Below are 18,117 nucleotides of genomic sequence, written 5' to 3' on the forward strand. Positions count from 1 at the left end.
TCAAAGAGAAAAGGGTTTTTAAATCAGATGCTCCACCGCCGCCCGGATAATCCCGAGCACCAGACCGATACAGGCACCGACCACGACACCATTGACCCGGATCATATGCAGGTCACCACCGACTTCATTTTCAATCTTGTCGATCATTTCGGTCGAATCCCATTCGTGAATGCGCTCGCTAATAAAACGAATCACTTTTTCACTGTACTGATCACTCAGATCCACCGCGATCCCGCTAAGACGTTTATTCAGCAGCTCACGTACCGAAGTATTCGAGATAATATTTTCTCCGACCTGCTGAATCGCAATTCTGAGATTCTCGGCAATACCGGAATCCGGTTTTTGCAAATCCTCTTTAATGGCATCACATAAAATCACCACGGCACCACTGATAAAATTCAGCACTTGCGGACTATCGAGCAAGGCATCCTTGGTTTCATTCAGACGCTGGCTGGCTTCACTGTGGTTGTCGGCCAGTTGCAACATCCAGTGATGTCCAGTTTCCTCAATTTTAAGCCGCCAAGGATGATCCGGGTCGGCCAGCATCGCTTCAACCCTCTGAATGACAGAATCGATACTGCGTTGCTGTACATCAATTCCAATCCAGCTCGCGCCTTTGGCCAGTTTCCAGACTCCCATTTCCTTGAACAGGTTGCGGGTCAGTTCCCGGGTTTCTTCAGGATGTGAGCTCATCCAGGCATGTACCACGTCTAGGCCGCGTTGCAGTACATCCTGATGAAAATCATTTTCGAGTACGGCGCGCAGCATCTCGCTGGCCAGGGTATTGATCTGGGTGTTCTTGACCCATTGCACGCTATTATTCTGGATAAATCCGGCAATCTGTTCCTGCCCGACAAATTCGAAAACTTTAGGCACGGTTTGCTGGATCACCTGGGTGACCTGGGCATTATTCTGCGGATTCGCCAGCCAGCGCCCCGCGGCCAGACTCAGGTCGGTACTGGCCAGACTGCGCTGTACAATTTGCGGAGAAAGAAAATTTTCCTGCACAAAACGGCCCATCGACTCTGCAATACGGGCCTTGTTGCGGGGAATAATTTCAGTATGGTCACGTAAAAATTTCGGGATCGGCAAGCGGCCAAAAGGATTACGGAACAGTACGGTAATCGCATACCAGTCAGCCAGACCACCGACCACACCGGCTTCTGCAGAGAGCATCAGGATATGAATCAGCCAGACATATTCGGGCAGCAGCTTGGCAGCAAGCATGAGTGCCAACCAGATCAGTACCGCGACCACCAGCGCGATGGTCGCAAAACGTTTACTGCGTTGTAAGCTCGGTGAGATAGGCTCTGTCTGCATAGATCATCCTGTCAAGAGGGATTGGCCGGTTGCGGTTGCAGCACTGCGCCGGATGGACTTAGACCATATTTAGTCCCAAGTGACTGTAAAATCAAGCGCGCATCGAAAGCATCACTAGGTGCCTGACCGGCTTTGAAGCATTCAATGGTATAGGCCACCTGAGCAGGATCCAGGGTGACAGTATAAGGACGGTCATAGAACGGGTCTGGCCAGAACCCCGGATAGCGACGGTAATAACCATATGGATAATAGCTCGGTGCCGGATAGACGATCGCCTGACGTGGCGGTTGCTGGGTACGATTACTTGGATCATTCAGCACTCTAAAGAACTGAAAGCCATTTTGCACAGTGGTCTGCGCGGCTTTGAGCAGGGTAATTTCCTCAGCCGTGCCAAAGCTCATATTGGGCCGGGCCTGAAACCCAATCCGATAGGTGTTGTTGTTGAGTGGCGTGGTACTGTAGCGGCCCAACTGATCAAACGTTAATGGTTTTGAAGGCGTCGTTGCACAACCACTCAGGTTGATGGCAGCGATCACACTCAATCCCAGTAGCATATTTTTCATGTTCGATCTCCTGATGCAATGATCCAGTCACAAAAACAGGCTTTAAAAACTGCTGTCGGGCTGGGTCAGGAAGGTTAACTCTTCATCGGTCGAGTCACGACCCAGGGTCTGGTTGCGATGGGGGTAGCGCCCAAAGCGGTCGATAATCACCTTGTGCTTTTTCTCGAACTCCAGATTGGTCGGATTGCCCAGACGCTGGAACAGCTTTAATGCGAATTCATGGATCAGTTTAGACTCACTGTGCATGAAAGGCATATATAAAAAAGCGCGTTGTTCCGGGCTGAGCTGTTGATCCAGATCCAGGCTAATAGCTTCTTGCGCCAAGGCCAGTGCCAGACTGTCCTGAGCAAAAGCTTGCGGCGAATCACGGAATAAATTTCGTGAAAATTGGTCTAGAACGATAACTTCAGCCAGACGGCCTTCGGCGGTTTTACGCCAGGACCAGAGTTCAGCCTGGGCGGCCTGCTGATGCGTGCTCATGAACTGCCGCGCGATACTTTGGTCGAATTCATGACTCTGGCTAAACCACAACGGCTGGCTGTCAGCATGGAACCAGAAGTCTAAAATATCTTGATAATTCATAACATTTACAATTCATTAGCATTTATTTATTCATAAAATCACAAATTTCACATGTCTTATAGAGGAACTTTGTGTTAAAAAATTGCCAAATTAAAAATCAATGGTTTGCCTGAAAACTAGACAGCCTATCATGTGCCGGCCAGAAATCACGTTATACTGATTAAACTGATGATTTTAATTTAATAGTTTAGCCCCTTTAAGCGAGATTGTAATGAGTCAACCTGAACCGACTTCCCAAAATGTGTTACCGACCTGGGTAGAGTCGTCACTCATCAAAGGCATGCTGCGTGGTATTGAGCGTGAAAGCTTACGTATGCAGAGTGATGGTTTCCTGTCACAGGCAGGGCATCCGCGTGCCTTGGGTTCAGCCTTGACTCATCCACATATCACCACAGACTATTCTGAAGCCTTAATGGAGTTCATTACGCCGCCGCAGGACACGATCAAAAAAGCCTTGGACTATCTCACTGATATTCACGCGATTGTGCATCGTCATCTGGAAAATGAGGAAAAACTCTGGCCGATGTCGATGCCCTGCATGCTGGATAGCCGCGATGAAAGTATTCCGTTGGCGCAGTATGGCAGCTCGAATATCGGCTTATTTAAAACCTTGTATCGTCATGGCTTGGGGGTGCGTTATGGTCGCCGTATGCAGACCATTTCAGGGGTGCATTATAACCTGTCTTTCCCGGATCATCTGTTCGAAGCCTTACAGCAGCAGGAGCAGGATGAAGCACTCAAGGACTTAAGCCTGCAGGATTATCGCAGCCACCGCTATATGGGGCTGATCCGTAACTTTATTCGTCTGACCCCACTGGTGATGTTCCTGGTCGGTGCCAGTCCGGCAGTCTGCCAGTGCTTTATGACCGGTCGTGATCATCATCTATTGCCCTTGGTAAAAGGCACCCTGTATACCCCTTATGCGACAGCATTGCGTATGGGACGATTTGGCTACCAGAACTCAGCCCAGAAACAGCTCGGCATTCACTATAATAACTTGCAAGACTATCTAGAAGGACTGCAAAAAGCAGTCAAAACGCCGTATAAACCCTTTAGTCGTCTTGGACTGAATGCAGCAGATGGCCAGCCGACTCAGATCAATGATCATGTGCTGCAAATCGAAAATGAATATTACAGTCTGGTACGTCCGAAGCAGGTGCCACAAGAGGGTGAAACCCCATCTCAAGCACTGGAAAATCGCGGGATTGCCTATGTCGAGCTGCGGGCAGTCGATGTCAATCCATATAGCCCGATTGGCATCAATGAAGACACCGCCGGCTTCCTGGAAGTGGTGGCCTTGTATTGTTTATTGCAGGACAGTCCAGCACTTTTCGGTGAGGAGCAGGAGATCATTGAGCAGAATCAGACCGAAGTGGTAAATCGTGGCCGTGCGCCGAATGCTGCAATTCTGGCAGATGGTCAATGCTATCCGATTGAAGACTGGTGTGCCATACATCTGCAACGCATGCAGCCTCTGGCCGAGCTGCTCAATCAGACCTATGCAACCGACCTGTATAGCAATGCCATGAAAATGATGCAGATTCGGGTTGATGAAGTTGATGCGACTTTATCTGCCCTGGTGGTGGGCGATACACGCACTCAAGGCAGTATGTGGCACTTTGGCCAGCATCTGGCTCAGCAACATAGCAGTGTTTATGAAGCACACCAGCTTAGCCCGGAAACACTGGCTTATTTTGAAGAAATGTCACAAAAGTCATTGCAGCAACAACAGCAACTCGAGCAAGATAGCAGCGTCAGTTTTGCTGATTATTTAGCCCAATATCGATAAAAAATAAGAGGATTCACCATGCAATGGGGTTATCGCTTCGTGAGTGGTATGTTATTTTTGGCTGCTGTCATTGGAATGGCATTTGCCTTATATCTTGAGCATGTACAGGGCCTGGCGCCTTGTCCACTCTGTGTGTTTCAGCGTGTGGGATTAATTGGACTGGGGATCATCTCACTCATCGCATGTCTGCATAACCCTAAATCCAATATCATGAAGCGGCTCTATGCCTTGCTAGGTTCGCTGAGTATTTTATGGTCTGTGGGCGTTGCTGCCCGGCATGTCTGGTTACAGAATCTGCCACCGGATCAGGTGCCGAGTTGTGGTCCTGGCCTGGAATACTGGCTGGAAACCTTGCCAATGCAGTCAGTGTTGCAACAGGTACTCAATGGTTCTGGCGAGTGTGCCACCATTGACTGGACTTTCTTGGGGCAATCTTTGCCGGTCTGGTCTCTGATCTTCTTTAGTATTTTATTGCTGGTCAGTCTATGGCAACTGCTGCGCAAATATAAAACTGCACCGGTTAAACGGCTCAGAGATAAATATTAATAAGTTCGCATTAACAAGCCCTCAATTGAGGGTTTTTTAATGCGCTGAAAGTTAAGTCAGGGCAATACCTTCCAGACTTTCCAGATCAATTGTATATTCACGAATTTGATCAAAGGCTTCATCTTCTACACTTGGATAGAACCAGCGTGCCACCTGTTCGGCGACCAGCGGATGATATTGAATCTCGAAATGGTTCAAGCCATAGAAAATAGCCTTGTGGGCATCCGGAACTTTGAGCTGGAAACGCGGATTGGGATGCTCGCCCAAAGCGCTTTTGATACTGACCAGATAGTCGCCAATCACGTGCAGGGTCTTGTTTTTGCGGTTTTCAAATTCGATCGTACCCGCGACCAGATAGGTGTCGATATGCGACGGAATCGGGGCAGGTTTACGGTTGTCATCCATAAAGCCGATCCGAAGCGCATTATGCTCCCAGTCATCATCACGGACGCTGCCATGGCGTAAATCCAGAATTCCATTACTGCGAATATTGACCAAATGACCAATCAGCCGGATCAGCGGGAAATGTCCAAGTTTGTCCTGCAAGCTAAACCCAAAACGTTCCAGTACAGCACCATGATGTGGTGAGCCGAGACAGACCAGATTCTCCACCATATTGATCCAGCCATACATATTCTGCTTGCCATAAAACAGCGCACTACGAGAGACCAGACCCCCCATGCTATGCCCGATCAGGTCAATACTGGTAATTCTCGGATTGCGAGCAACCAGATCCTGCAAGGTATTGGCCAGACTGCGGCCATTGGCTGAAATTCGCCGACCGGTATTGTAATTCAGATACAGCATGGTATTGCGGTCGCGCTGGGCCAGTAATTTTTCTCCAATCCCTTCATATTTGCGATTTGACCAGTCTAAATGGTTCATGCATAAGCCATGTACAAACAGGGTAATCCGTCCGCTCAGCTCACCATTTTGCAATGAGCCATAATGATCATAGATCACCATGGGCAAGGCCAAAGGGTTTTGATATTTCAGCAGATAATCCCCAATAATGCCATTTAAGGCACTGACCAGAAAATACAAGGAAGGCGTCAGCGGCTTATTATGCAGTTTGGGAAAACGTTCAATAATCTGGCGTAGACCGGGTGCAATCAGGGTATTGCCATAATGAAACAGCATGTCATAGGACATTTGATAGAGCCGGGCAATCGATGGAATATTCTGAATTTTTTGTGAATTATTCTCACTTAGACCAAAAATACTCATTAAAATTTCACGCTGAATACTCTTGATCAGTTCCTGAATCACGTCGTTAAAGCGCGTCGTCACCAGCTGCGCCAGACCTTCCAGTACATCGGCCTGACTCGGTGGGGTTCGGTCCCAGCGACAATAGGTTTCATGTAACGGTGTCAAACTTGGCATCTGATGCTGTCCTTTCAATGAGCCGCATGATTTGTCATCTTTCTTTTTAAAGAACTTCGCGGTATAAATTCTTTTTCTTGTCGAGTTTCCAGATATTGAGGCCTTCATTCTAAAATAGCGAGAATTACAGAATACTTCTGGCTTTTTTGTCAGACAATTTAAGTAATTAACGGGTCTTATAATGTAGTGTACTTCACATTTTTTAAATTAAATTTTGATGATGAATGGTTTTTTTGTTGGTAGTTCATGAATATTATTTATTTGCATGGCTTTAAAAGTAATACCCACTCGATCAAGGGGACATTGCTGCAACACTACTGTGCAAAATACCCCGGGGTTCATGTGCATTTGCCTGATTTAAATATGTCGCCACTGGCTGCGATTCAGCAGCTTTCCGAGCAGATTCAGTCAATGCAAGATGTGGCGCTGGTGGGCAGCAGTCTCGGCGGATTCTATGCGACATATCTGGTCGCACAGCATGCTGTGCCTGCTGTACTGATTAATCCGGCAATGCGACCATGGCAACTGTTTCGTGAACTGTTTGACGAGCAACTGCCTTTGCAGGTGCATCCGAACTGGTGTCTGGATGATGCGGATCTTCGACAACTGCAACAATTGGCCCTGCCAGTTGCACAAGATGCAGACAAAATGCTGGTTCTGCTGCAACAAGGCGATGAAGTTTTGGATTATCGTGAAGCACATCGTTATTATAGTGCTGCGCGTCCCCCTGCAATGCTGATGACCGAAGCGAATGGCAGTCACGGGATGGATGATTTTGCGGAGAAAATTCCGCTGCTCTTACAGTTTTTGTTGGACTGCATAAAAAAGGAAACCGAATAACGTGTCTCAATATACGGCTCAATCTCTTGAAGTTTTATCTGGTCTGGATCCGGTACGTCGTCGTCCGGGCATGTATACCGATACCTCTCGTCCGAACCATCTGGCGCAGGAAGTGATTGATAATGCTGTCGATGAGGCCTTGGCCGGACATGCCAACAAGATTACCGTCACGGTCTGTAAAGATGGTTCATTATCTGTCGAAGATAACGGTCGTGGTATGCCAGTCGATATTCATCCCGAATATGGTCAAAGTGGTATTGAAATCATCATGACCAAACTGCATGCCGGTGGTAAGTTCAGCACCGATAACTACCAGTTTTCCGGTGGTTTGCATGGCGTGGGGATTTCAGTCGTCAATGCGCTTTCGACCCGTGTAGAAGTTGAAGTTCAGCGTCAGGGCAACCTGTATAAAATGGCCTTTGAAAATGGTGAGCCGACGGCTCCACTTGAAGTGCTGGCAGGCAAGGCGCCTAAACGTGCCTCGGGAACTACGGTACATTTCTGGCCTGAAACCAAATACTTCGATTCACCCAAATTTGCCTTAAAAGCTTTAAAGCATAATCTCAAAGCCAAAGCGGTTTTGGCTGCGGGCTTACAGATCAATTATGTTGACCAGATCAATGATGAAAAGATCAGCTGGCAGTTTGAAAATGGTCTGGTCGACTATTTGATGGATGAGCTTGAGGATCGTGAAATCATTCCTGCACCGGCTTTTGTTGCAACAGGTGACGCTGAGCGTGCCAGTGCCGAGTTTGCGATTTGCTGGAATGTAGAAGGCGGCGATAGCATTCAGGAATCCTATGTCAACCTGATTCCGACCGCGCAGGGCGGTACCCATGTCAATGGTTTACGTTCAGGCGTGACCGATGCCATGCGTGAATTCTGTGAGCTGCGTAATCTGTTGCCGCGTAATATGAAACTCTCTGCGGAAGATGTCTGGGATGGTGTCAACTATATTCTGTCGCTGAAATTCCAGGAGCCGCAGTTCTCGGGACAAACCAAAGAGCGTCTGTCGAGTCGTGAAGCCTCAGGTACGGTGCAGAATATTGCCAAAGATGCATTTGCACTCTGGCTGAACCAGAATTCTGATATCGCGATGCAACTGGCTGAAATGGCCATTTCCAAAGCGGGTCGCCGTTTAAAAGCCGCGAAAAAAGTAGAACGTAAAAAAATTGTGGCCGGTCCAACCTTGCCGGGTAAATTATCCGACTGTGTTGGACATGATCTGGATCAGTCGGAACTGTTTATTGTGGAAGGCGATTCTGCGGGTGGTTCTGCCAAACAGGCGCGTGATAAAAACTTCCAGGCGATTATGCCCATTCGCGGTAAAATTTTAAACACTTGGGAAGTCTCTTCGGATGAAGTTTTGGCATCGCAAGAAGTACATAACATCGCGATTGCGATCGGTGTCGATCCGGGTTCAGATGACCTGTCCGAGCTACGTTATGGCAAAATCTGTATTCTGGCCGATGCTGATTCCGACGGTCTGCATATTGCAACTTTGCTCTGTGCCCTGTTCGTCAAGCATTTCCCGACCTTGGTGGAAGAAGGGCATTTATTCGTTGCCATGCCGCCCTTGTATCGGATTGATGACAACAAAGACGTGCACTATGCCCTGGATGATGACGAGCTCAATGGTATTTTGAAAAAATGCAAAAGCAAAAATCCGCAAATTACCCGATTCAAAGGTCTGGGCGAGATGAATGCCAGCCAGTTACGTGAAACGACCTTAGATCCAAATACACGCCGTTTGGTGCAGCTGGATTTGGATGATAGTCATTTTACCGCAGGTTTACTGGATAAGTTACTTGCGAAAAAACGTGCCAGTGACCGTAAGGAATGGTTAGAGCAAAAAGGCAATCTGGCAGATATTATTGTGTAATAGCACTCTTTTTTAGATCAAGAGCCCGCAACTGCGGGCTTTTTGCTGGCTTGAATCTAAGCCCTATTTTTTCGATCTGAGTGCTGATATTTTTATATCTGAAACCGATTAATTCTCTACTTTTAAGAAAACTCCTGCCGCTGAAACATTATGCCCAAAGCCACAACCTGAATCACCACTATTTTGCTTAAGCACTGCACGACTTCCGAGTTTGGCATCAAAGCCGAAAGAGATATCGATTTTGCAGTCTTCAGAGCGATATTGTGCCTGTGTTTTATTCAGTGGCATCGTGGTATTAAATCCACCTAGATTTGGTCCATAAATCAAACTGCGTAAGCCCATATAGAGACCTTCATATTCGATCGCATAATGTTGCTGCTGTTTGACAATTTTCAGCGTACTCCAGGCACCAAAACCGGCATGCTGTACATAAGTACCTGCAAGTTGAGTGTCCTTTTTAGGTGGAGGAAGCTGTTTTAAATTAAACTGACTACTTTTAGCATCGGGGTAAACGGAGAACCAGGCACGTGCCCATTGAGGCTTGCCAAGTTTGCTATAGCTTAAACCCACATTATTAAATGCTGTTGTAATGGCTTGTTCAGAGAAAGAGGTTTTAGCTTCATCCCGGTTCATTTCACAAAAAGATGACCAGGCAGCTTGTTGCTTAAATTGTGCTATGGCCTGTTGATAGTGTTTTTGATCATAGAATTTTTTGCCATTATTGGCGTAGCTCTTCACTTTGCTGCAGCTTGTACGAAGTTCTTTTTCAAAATCTGAATCGGCAAAAGTTAGTGTACTTAAAGTTAAAATACCAATACAACATAGAGATTTATACATTGTTTTACTCTGGACGGCTTTGATCTGAATAAAACATAGCCAGCTTTGGAAGTAAATAGAGTGTCTGTTTCGATACCAGTTTAATAAAAGAGAAGCCGGTCTAAATAACAGGAGATTTAAAGAGCCGTTACTTCGGCCTGCTCCAAATTCAGTTGTAATAGCACCAGATCGCGCCATTGACCAAACTTTTGTCCAACTTGCGGCATATAAGCACTTTGCACAAAGCCCAGTTTTTCATGCAGGCGAATCGATGAGATATTTTCTGAATCAATCGCTGCGACCATGATATGCAATTGCTGTGCTTGAGCCTCTTCAATTAAATGCTTTAATAAGCTAGAACCTAGACCTTGTCCTGCATAATCCGGATTTAGAAAAACTGAATGTTCTACCGTGTGTTGAAAGCCTTGAATACTACGAAACTGGTCATAGCAGGCATAGCCAGCAACACGCTGATCTTGTCTATCTTCAACCACAAAAACCGGGAAATTTTGATTCTTCAACTGCTTAAACCAGATTTTAAAATAGTTCAAATCAAAGGCTGTTCTGTTCCAGGTCGCAGTGCCATGTAGCACTTCTTGATTATAAATCTCGAGGATGGTTTCAAGATCATGTTCGGTCGCAGGTCGAATGTCAAAATCAGGCATATTCTTGTTCTGGTAAGGTTGATCTGAAATCACAGTTTAAAAAAAAGCAGAACCGGAGTTCTGCTTTTGATCATACATCAATTAGAAATGGTATTTAACCAATGCACTAACATCATTTTGATCTAAGCCTTTAATGGCATATTTGTTATTCCAAACTGAATGTTCAATACCCACATACAATTTTGTTTCTGGAGAAATGTGTTTGCCTACATTCCATTTGTACTGAGATGTCCAGTTTAACTCACTTGCGTGACCATTCTTTTCAGCTGTTGACCAGTCTAAGAATGCATCAGCCAAGAACTCTTCACCGCCAATTTTAAATGGGACTGCGTAAGTGATCGTCATTTGATAATCATCTTCACTGCCATCATTTTCAGCTTTGTAGAAGTTCACATTTGCATAATTTGTATATGGAACATTTAAAGCAAAACCAACACCATACAAATAGTTATTAAAGCCTTCGCCACCTTCCCAAGTTGTCGCAACGAGTACGTCCTTGATTAGACCAACTTCAAGTTTAGTTCCTGAAACTGCACTTAAGCTTAAACGCGGTGCAACCTCAAAATAGGTACTATTACCTTCTGGATCATTGTTAGTACGATCAGCGAAAGCAAAGAAATCACCATATTTTAAACCTGCCGCATATTCAGCAGTAACTGTGCTTTGCTCAATTTTTTCATCTTGAGTTGAAGGTACTTTATAGTTTTCACCATAAAGGCCGGTCAGGCTAAAGTCTTGCCAGATTGGTTTTGCCTGGGTAAATGTTGCAGTGGTAGCCAATGCACAAAGTGCCGCGAGTTGTGTCAATTTCATTTAAATCTCTCCCCCAAGAAAGCAGAGTAAGCATACAGATTAATGCGTAAAAATAAAGTTAAAATTGATCGCTGACCTAAATATCTCCAAGTCTTCAGCATGAGGAAATATTTGATCTCATCGATAGGCATTTCCGAAAATAAGAGATGAGTTTTTAAGTCATTATTATTAAAAAAAATTTAAATCAGGCAGTATAAAAACCAAGAAAGCTTTATTGAAATAAAAAAGCTGAAACTCTGTTCAATCGAATTTAAATCTCACTGTTTTTTTTAGTATTTTGAGTTTGCAAGATTGCCATCTCATCATTCATCAAAAAGAGAAAGCACAATAGCGATGTATTTTTAGAGCGAATATTTTGCTAAAAAGCATGAAAATGTTTGGCTCGATGAAGCTATTTGGCCGGTATTTAAGCGACTCTAGCTGCCAGAATCTTTAAATTCCTGTTCATTTTGTGTAATAAATTCAAGCTTTAATTAAAGTTTTTTGTTTATTTATTAAACTGTTTGGCTTGTGTGGAAATCATCCTGACCGGTCATTTCCTGCATACAAAAATCCATAAGAAAATTGTGTTTAGGGGAAGATATAAGAATTTTTGAAAATCTTTAAGACGAGTAGAAAACAATCACCAGCCTAGCAGAGGGAAGAACCATTGTAAGGCTTGTCACGCTTATATTCTCCAGAAAATCCACCTGATTATTGCTCCTGAGATTTTCAGATAAACTCTTCAGATTTTGCCATTATTTCAGCTCATGAACAGAGTGATCTGGATGTTATTTGTACTTTTTTATAAGAATATTTCGCTATCAATTTTTGATGAAATCATATGAATGATAATGTAATTGAGAGAGGTCAATAACCCTATTTTAAGCTGAGTAAACAGTTGTCACAATCCATTATTCTTTTGCTAAAAAGCCAAAATAGGACTTGCATATTTTCAAGATAGGGCTGATATTCAAGATATAAGGACACGGTTCTGCAGACTCAAAAATGTGTTCATCATTCAAAGTGGAGGGTGTAATTCCAATCATTTGAAGAAGTGAAATGCGATGCGAAACAGCAAGTTACAAACGTGCCAAGATAAAAATTTTTGCACTCAAAAAGTTACAAAGATTGAGGATGGTAATTTATGAATATTGAACTTCGTACAGATAAACACATTCAGAATAGCGAGCGTTTAATTGATTATGTACGTGAAGAATTAAATCAAGAATTCCAGCGCCATAGTGAGCGTATTACTCATTTTTCAGTCCATCTCAGTGATGAAAATGGCGCCAAAGGCGGTGATGATGATATTCGCTGCATGATAGAAGCGCGTCCTGCAGGGTTAAAACCCGTGGTCGTCAATCATCGCGCTCACAATGTGGATACTGCCATTCGTGGTGCGATTGACCGGCTAAAACGCAGTCTGGAACATGTGATTGAGAAAAAAGACAATGTTCGTCCTGGTGCCTTAGCACTGGCAGATACAGATACTGCAGCAGAGATTGACGAGTAATGCTGACCGATTTTAAAAAGCCCTGCGGGGCTTTTTTTGTATGAAATAAAAATATAATAGTGAGAAGCGCAACAAAGCCGCACGTTATTCGGCATAATAGTCGAAAACGAATGAAAGTGAGCTCCATCATGTTAACTGCGCAACAACAGCTTTTTGTGCAAGCACTCGAAGAATTAAATCTGGATCAGGTAAAGCAGCTTTTGGCAGATGGACTCAATCCAAATTTTATTGATCATGACAAAGGCCCGGTAATTTCGGTCTGGTCAGATGGTTTATTTAAATGGTGGGAAGAGGTATGCGAGTTATATGAAGCCGGCACCCCACTTTCAGCTGAAGAAAAACAGGCAAGATTGGCTGTACATTTACAAATTCTGGAAGAATTGATCCAGGCCAAAGTGAATTTGCATCTCTGGGATGCAGAAGAAATTTATGGCCCATTATGGGATGCTGCAAGTGCCGCATGTGCACCTGCCGTGCAGCGTTTACTCGATGAAAAAGTTGATCCAAATAGCAAAGATGAAGATGGCATGACCATTTTATCTTCGATTAGTGACCTGTTCTTCGATTGTGATTTTGATGAAATTAACTGGTCAGAAGCCTTGGATGAAGAAAAACAGACGCTAGAACTCCTGCGTAGTCATGGCGCAAAAATGAGCAAAGAACTGGGTTAAATTTTAATAAAGAGCACCAAGATGACAATATTAAAAACTTTGGGTTTAATTGCACTGACTGGTTGCAGTGCATCACTTTTCGCAGCAGATTTTGAATTTGATCGAGCAGGTGAAGGTCTGAGTACAGGCATTACCCCGGTCGGAAATGTTGCCTGGGAGCAAGGTTTACCCACAGCCCGCTACAGCAAGTCGGGCGAGCAAACGGTAACGACACTGAATGCAGATATGTTGTTACGTACCGGACTTAGTGATGGTCTGGAGTTGCGTCTGGGCTGGGAAGGCCCTGTCTGGTCACAAGTCAAATCCAACGGTCAGACGAATGAAAATGATGGTCTGGGCGATGTCAGTATTGGTCTGAAAAAAGCCATTGATCTGGATGATGACAAACTGAGTCTGGCCTTGCTGGCCGAAGCAGTCATTGCGACAGGCAATGCCGGTTTCAGTAATGAAGAAGATATTTACAGCCTGGGTTCTGTCGTATCGTACCAATATAATGACTTGGTCAGTACCGCATTGACTATGCGTTATGAATGGCAGGACAGCAATTGGGCCGTAGCTGCGATTCCATCGATCGGCTACCAGATCACCGATCGCTGGTCAGGCTATTCGGAACTGATTTACCGTAAAGCTGAAAGCATCGACAATGAATACGCGCTTGGCACTGGCCTAATGTATGCATTTAATGACCGTGTTCAGCTGGATGCCAGTGTGGGGGTTGATCTGGACGGTGCAGAGCGAAGCTACTTTTCAGGTTTAGGCGTATCCTTCTTATTCTAGGACACTCCAGTTTCGTGATGATCAGAAACCCGCAATTTCAGAGCTGGGGCAAAATACTTGCCCCGGTCATCTTGGGAAGCTTCGTGTTTAGCAGTCCAGCTCAGGCCGAAACAGCGCTCTTGTCTGCCGAGCAGGCTTTTCCTGTTCATGTGATTTCTACCAGTCAGCAACAGGCTGAACTGAGCTGGCAGATTCCGGATAACTATTATCTGTATCAGCATAAAATTGAAGTCCGTCAAGGCAACCAGCCCGTTTCGTTTGAGTTGCCACTCGCTGAAGATCTGTATGATGACAACTATGGGCATACCCAGGTGTATTATCAGCAGTTAAAGTTTCAGATTCCGACGCAGGCCAACCAGTCCTATCAGGTGAGCTGGCAGGGCTGTGCCAAAGACCGAATCTGTTATCCGCCGCAAAGTATTCAGTTCAAGACAGATCTGTCAGGTCTGGTGCAATTTGAAGCTGCCGGCCCAGGAAGCAAGCGCTTACTTGATCTAAACGGGTCATCACTACAACACAATACCCTGTTTAATACAGCGGCTTCCTCAGAATCTACAGCGGATGCATTTTCTGCAACCTCTAGCGGGCAACCCGCAGTCGGTGCGGCACAAGACCAAAAATGGTCAGCTCAATTGCTTGAACGCTCTTTGGGTTATGGACTGTTACTGTTCTTTGGCTTAGGAATCTTGCTGGCTTTTACCCCATGTTCCTTGCCGATGCTGCCGATCCTGACCTCGCTGATTGTACGGGACAGCAAAGGTGTCAAAGCCTGGATGATCGCCCTGACTTTTGTCAGCAGTATGGCCGCGGTCTATGCGGTGCTGGGTTTAATTGCGTCTTCGGCCGGCCTGAATTTCCAGCGTTGGTTGCAGCAACCCGGTACCCTGATTGCGTTTAGTGTGTTGTTTGTCCTGTTTGCCCTGAATCTGTTTGGACTGTTTGAGATTAAACTGCCACAACGTCTGGTTCAGCGTCTGGATCGGGCTCAGGCCATGCAGCAGGGCGGTAGTTTGGTCAGTGCTGGAGTCATGGGCATGATCTCGGCGCTGCTGGTCGGGCCATGCATGACCGCACCGTTGGCGGGTGCACTCTTGTTTATTTCCCAGACCCAAAGCCAGTGGCAAGGTGCCTTGCTGCTATTTACCCTCGGTTTTGGTATGGGCACACCTTTACTGTTGGCCAGTATTTTGGGTGCACGGGTACTACCTAAAGCCGGGCACTGGATGAATCAGATCAAAGTGCTCTTTGCCTTTATCATGCTGGCGCTGGCACTGTATTTTATTCGCCCACTGATTTCAGAAGCGACTTTACAGTGGTTATCCTTGGGCTTGGGCATGGCCTTTGTGGCTTATGTACTGTTCCGGATTTTCTGGCATCGTACCGGCTTGAGGTGGTTATATATCCTGTGTCTGGTGATAGCGCTGCCTTATATCAGTTATAGCCAATATCAGCATAGTCAGCGGTTTTTTGTTGAGCAGTCCAGTACAGAAGCCCAGTGGCATGTGGCACGCAGCGCAGCAGAATTTCAGCAGATTTTGAATACAGCACCGCAAGGGCAAAAGATCGTGATTGATGTCTATGCCGACTGGTGTGTCGCTTGTCAGCCGATTGAACATCGTATTTTAAAATCTGCACAGGTACAGCAGGCTCTGGCACCTTATTTCCTGATCAAGCTGGATTTAAGCCAATACAATGCCTCGCATCAAATGCTGTTAAATCAATGGGAAATTCTGGGACCACCAACCTATTTATTTCTGAATGAGCAGCAGCAGGAAATTCGCGGTTTACGTTTGACCGGTGCTTTTAGCGAAGCAGAATTGCTGGCCCAGCTGCAACGTCTGGCTCAAAGCTCAACCCTATAATATTCATAATCATCGAAAAAGCTGAACCCGTTTAAGAAACCTGCATCTGTGCAGTCACCGGCTCAGCATAGGCTTTGACCCGATTACGTCCACCGGCTTTGGCCTGATAAAGCGCCTGATCGGCCTGACTGAGTAGCTGTTGTGGGCGTAACTCGGCTTTGGAAATAGCAATTCCGAAACTGGCAGTCACCGGAATCGGCTCACCTTCATCACTCATCATCTGTAATTGCTGAATCGCGCTGCGGCAGCGTTCTGCTACTTGTTTGGCTTTTTCCAGACTGGTATTTTTCAGCACCAAAATGAACTCTTCACCGCCAAAGCGGCCCACTACATCACTTTCGCGTAACTGTTGGCTTAATACAGCACTGACTTCAACCAAGGTTTCATCGCCCTTATGATGACCATACAGATCATTAATTTTCTTAAAGTGATCCAGATCTAAGAGAACCAGAGCGTAATGGGGTACAGCCGTAGCATTGAGCTGATCCAGACATTGATTGATACTGCGCCGGTTAAACAGGTTGGTGAGCGGATCAATCTGACTGAGCTGCTTGATGAGTTCTTCACGATGACGCCATTGGCTGAGTAAAATTTCAAATAACACCATGCATACAGCTAAAATTGGGACAATGAAATACAGCATTGAAAACAGCCAGAAAGCATTATAAAAATGCTTGTCCTGAATGTTGAATAAAGGAGAATAAGGCAATTGCTGACTGAAGCTCAAATAAGCGCAACCGCCTAAAAAGAGCGAGGCTGGAATCAGCATGCTATAAACCAGCCTGCGATGAAACAGCACCAGTCCCACCATAATTAAACAGACATAGGATGTGGTGGCCACAGGGCTGATCACCCCCACGACATAGGCATCACGGCACAGCGAAATCACAAAAGTACCGACTGCCAGATAGGGCAAATAACGTTCCACCAGAGGATTGCCCTGAAATTTATAACAGGGATAAATCAGTGCCAATAAAATCGCTAAAAAGCTGCTGTTCAAGATAACTTGGGTATGAACCCGTTCTAACTGAACATATTGCCAATACTCTGGATTGAATAAAACAAAGATATCCCAACCGAGCCAAGTCAGATGTACGCCGCAGCCCAAAGTTAGCATCAGGATGCACTTTTTGAGAATACTCCAGTTCATCACGACTTCATCTTCGACCAGATATTTCGTGATTCTGTGTTTGATTATTTTTTGTAATACAGGCGATATTCGCTTCATGTTGTCGGTCTGACTTAAATTATTATGGCAACTTTTTAAGATTTATTGACTATTTATAGCTTCATTTACATAAGATAACATAAGTTTTAACGCTTGATAAACCACAATATTTAAGGCGTCTGCAAAATAGGAATTTCTAATATTAAAGCTGGTTTTGTTCTAAATTCAGAATGATGTGTTTTATCTGTGCTAATTATTTCATGCAACCTAAGCCTTAAAATGGCTGCATTAGTTAGATAGCCCCATAGATGAGAGCGAAGCCATGAAAGTTTTACAGATTGATTCCAGTATTTTAGGCGATGCCTCTATTTCGCGTCAGCTGACTCAGGCGTTGGTGAGTCAGTTACAACAAAAACATGCTCAGGCCATCGAGCTTGAATATCTCGATCTTGCTGCGCAGCCGATTCCACATCTCACGGCTGAAATTTTAATGGGTCAGAATGCAGAACAGACTGCATTAGGCGAAGACATCCTGCAACAGTATTTACAGGCAGATATCGTGGTGATTGGCGCGGCCATGTATAACTTTGGCTTACCATCGACCTTAAAAGCCTGGATTGACCGGATCTGTGTGGCGGGACGTACGTTTAAATATACCGAACAAGGCCCTGTCGGTCTGGCGGGCAATAAAAAAGTATATATTGCCAGCAGCCGTGGCGGAGTTTATGGTGAGCAAAGTCCTGCCGATTTTCAGGAAGCTTTTTTGAAAACCGTGTTTAACTTTACCGGCGTAACCGATATTGAAGTGATTCGTGCGGAAGGCGTGAACATGGGCGAAACGATCAAGGCACAAGCCTTAGAGACGGCACTGCAGCAGGTTCAAGCCATCTAAATATCCAAAAACAACTCAAAAGGTCAGCCTATGCTGGCCTTTTTATATGGGTG

The 18,117-nt window shown here is 45.3% G+C and carries 17 protein-coding genes; 9 read left to right on the top strand and 8 right to left on the bottom strand.

Annotated elements, in window-relative coordinates; genetic code table 11:
• Positions 1 to 18: 18 nt before the first annotated feature.
• Genes FTU95_RS06605 through FTU95_RS06615 form a run of 3 tightly spaced genes read right to left on the bottom strand, consistent with a single transcriptional unit; the run spans position 19 to position 2,465 of the window.
• The gene (locus tag FTU95_RS06605; RefSeq protein WP_180077933.1) at positions 19 to 1,320 is read right to left on the bottom strand and encodes a DUF445 domain-containing protein; all 1,302 of its coding nucleotides are present in this window, start codon (positions 1,318 to 1,320) and stop codon (positions 19 to 21) included.
• A gap of 11 nt (positions 1,321 to 1,331) precedes the next feature.
• On the bottom strand, positions 1,332 to 1,883 hold the full coding sequence (locus tag FTU95_RS06610) for a hypothetical protein (RefSeq protein ID WP_179999520.1): 552 nt from the start codon (positions 1,881 to 1,883) through the stop codon (positions 1,332 to 1,334).
• Positions 1,884 to 1,925: 42 nt separating this feature from the next.
• Positions 1,926 to 2,465, bottom strand: a complete 540-nt coding sequence (locus FTU95_RS06615) for a DUF924 family protein (RefSeq protein ID WP_005173312.1) — start codon at positions 2,463 to 2,465, stop codon at positions 1,926 to 1,928.
• Between the two features lie 211 nt (positions 2,466 to 2,676).
• Here FTU95_RS06615 and gshA point away from each other — a divergent pair, with 211 nt between their 5' ends.
• Together gshA and FTU95_RS06625 are read left to right on the top strand one after the other, a co-directional pair.
• Positions 2,677 to 4,254, top strand: a complete 1,578-nt coding sequence (gshA, locus tag FTU95_RS06620; RefSeq protein ID WP_074383841.1) for a glutamate--cysteine ligase — start codon at positions 2,677 to 2,679, stop codon at positions 4,252 to 4,254.
• Between the two features lie 18 nt (positions 4,255 to 4,272).
• A complete protein-coding gene (locus FTU95_RS06625; RefSeq protein ID WP_005094960.1) occupies positions 4,273 to 4,800 on the top strand; it encodes a disulfide bond formation protein B in 528 nt (175 codons plus the stop codon).
• A 51-nt stretch (positions 4,801 to 4,851) separates the two neighbouring features.
• Here the strand turns inward: FTU95_RS06625 and FTU95_RS06630 are convergent, their stop codons facing one another.
• On the bottom strand, positions 4,852 to 6,183 hold the full coding sequence (locus FTU95_RS06630) for a hypothetical protein (protein WP_100329526.1): 1,332 nt from the start codon (positions 6,181 to 6,183) through the stop codon (positions 4,852 to 4,854).
• 246 nt (positions 6,184 to 6,429) lie between these two features.
• On the opposite strand from FTU95_RS06630, the gene FTU95_RS06635 reads away from it, so the two are divergent.
• Both FTU95_RS06635 and parE read left to right on the top strand, forming a co-directional pair.
• Positions 6,430 to 7,023, top strand: a complete 594-nt coding sequence (locus tag FTU95_RS06635; RefSeq protein WP_180077935.1) for a YqiA/YcfP family alpha/beta fold hydrolase — start codon at positions 6,430 to 6,432, stop codon at positions 7,021 to 7,023.
• Position 7,024: 1 nt separating this feature from the next.
• A complete protein-coding gene (gene parE / locus FTU95_RS06640) occupies positions 7,025 to 8,905 on the top strand; it encodes a DNA topoisomerase IV subunit B (protein WP_100534542.1) in 1,881 nt (626 codons plus the stop codon).
• Between the two features lie 108 nt (positions 8,906 to 9,013).
• Here parE and FTU95_RS06645 read toward each other — a convergent pair whose 3' ends face one another.
• The 3 genes from FTU95_RS06645 to FTU95_RS06655 all read right to left on the bottom strand — a co-directional run bounded on the left by FTU95_RS06645 (position 9,014) and on the right by FTU95_RS06655 (position 11,199).
• Complete coding sequence (locus FTU95_RS06645) at positions 9,014 to 9,742, bottom strand: hypothetical protein (protein ID WP_100356993.1); 729 nt, start codon at positions 9,740 to 9,742, stop codon at positions 9,014 to 9,016.
• A 116-nt stretch (positions 9,743 to 9,858) separates the two neighbouring features.
• A complete protein-coding gene (locus FTU95_RS06650; RefSeq protein WP_180077937.1) occupies positions 9,859 to 10,386 on the bottom strand; it encodes a GNAT family N-acetyltransferase in 528 nt (175 codons plus the stop codon).
• A gap of 81 nt (positions 10,387 to 10,467) precedes the next feature.
• A complete protein-coding gene (locus FTU95_RS06655; RefSeq protein WP_180077938.1) occupies positions 10,468 to 11,199 on the bottom strand; it encodes an outer membrane protein OmpK in 732 nt (243 codons plus the stop codon).
• A gap of 1,126 nt (positions 11,200 to 12,325) precedes the next feature.
• Here FTU95_RS06655 and FTU95_RS06660 point away from each other — a divergent pair.
• From FTU95_RS06660 to dsbD, 4 genes are all read left to right on the top strand, one after another.
• Positions 12,326 to 12,694, top strand: a complete 369-nt coding sequence (locus tag FTU95_RS06660; RefSeq protein WP_005094974.1) for an HPF/RaiA family ribosome-associated protein — start codon at positions 12,326 to 12,328, stop codon at positions 12,692 to 12,694.
• A gap of 128 nt (positions 12,695 to 12,822) precedes the next feature.
• Positions 12,823 to 13,365 (top strand): hypothetical protein, encoded by a 543-nt coding sequence (locus FTU95_RS06665; RefSeq protein WP_005094976.1) that lies wholly within the window; start codon positions 12,823 to 12,825, stop codon positions 13,363 to 13,365.
• A 21-nt stretch (positions 13,366 to 13,386) separates the two neighbouring features.
• A complete protein-coding gene (locus FTU95_RS06670) occupies positions 13,387 to 14,142 on the top strand; it encodes a transporter (RefSeq protein ID WP_180077940.1) in 756 nt (251 codons plus the stop codon).
• A gap of 17 nt (positions 14,143 to 14,159) precedes the next feature.
• A complete protein-coding gene (dsbD, locus tag FTU95_RS06675; RefSeq protein WP_218944632.1) occupies positions 14,160 to 16,004 on the top strand; it encodes a protein-disulfide reductase DsbD in 1,845 nt (614 codons plus the stop codon).
• A gap of 31 nt (positions 16,005 to 16,035) precedes the next feature.
• On the opposite strand, the gene FTU95_RS06680 is transcribed toward dsbD, so the two are convergent.
• Positions 16,036 to 17,232 carry a GGDEF domain-containing protein gene (locus FTU95_RS06680; protein ID WP_180077942.1) on the bottom strand — a complete coding sequence of 399 codons (1,197 nt, stop codon included), beginning with the start codon at positions 17,230 to 17,232 and terminating at the stop codon, positions 16,036 to 16,038.
• Positions 17,233 to 17,494: 262 nt separating this feature from the next.
• Between FTU95_RS06680 and FTU95_RS06685 the strand changes: the two genes are divergently transcribed.
• Entirely contained in the window at positions 17,495 to 18,064 is a 570-nt protein-coding gene (locus tag FTU95_RS06685; protein ID WP_005094985.1) for an FMN-dependent NADH-azoreductase, read from the top strand.
• Positions 18,065 to 18,117: the final 53 nt, after the last annotated feature.

The organism is Acinetobacter sp. YH12208, from assembly GCF_013418055.1.
Taxonomy (GTDB): domain Bacteria; phylum Pseudomonadota; class Gammaproteobacteria; order Pseudomonadales; family Moraxellaceae; genus Acinetobacter; species Acinetobacter pseudolwoffii.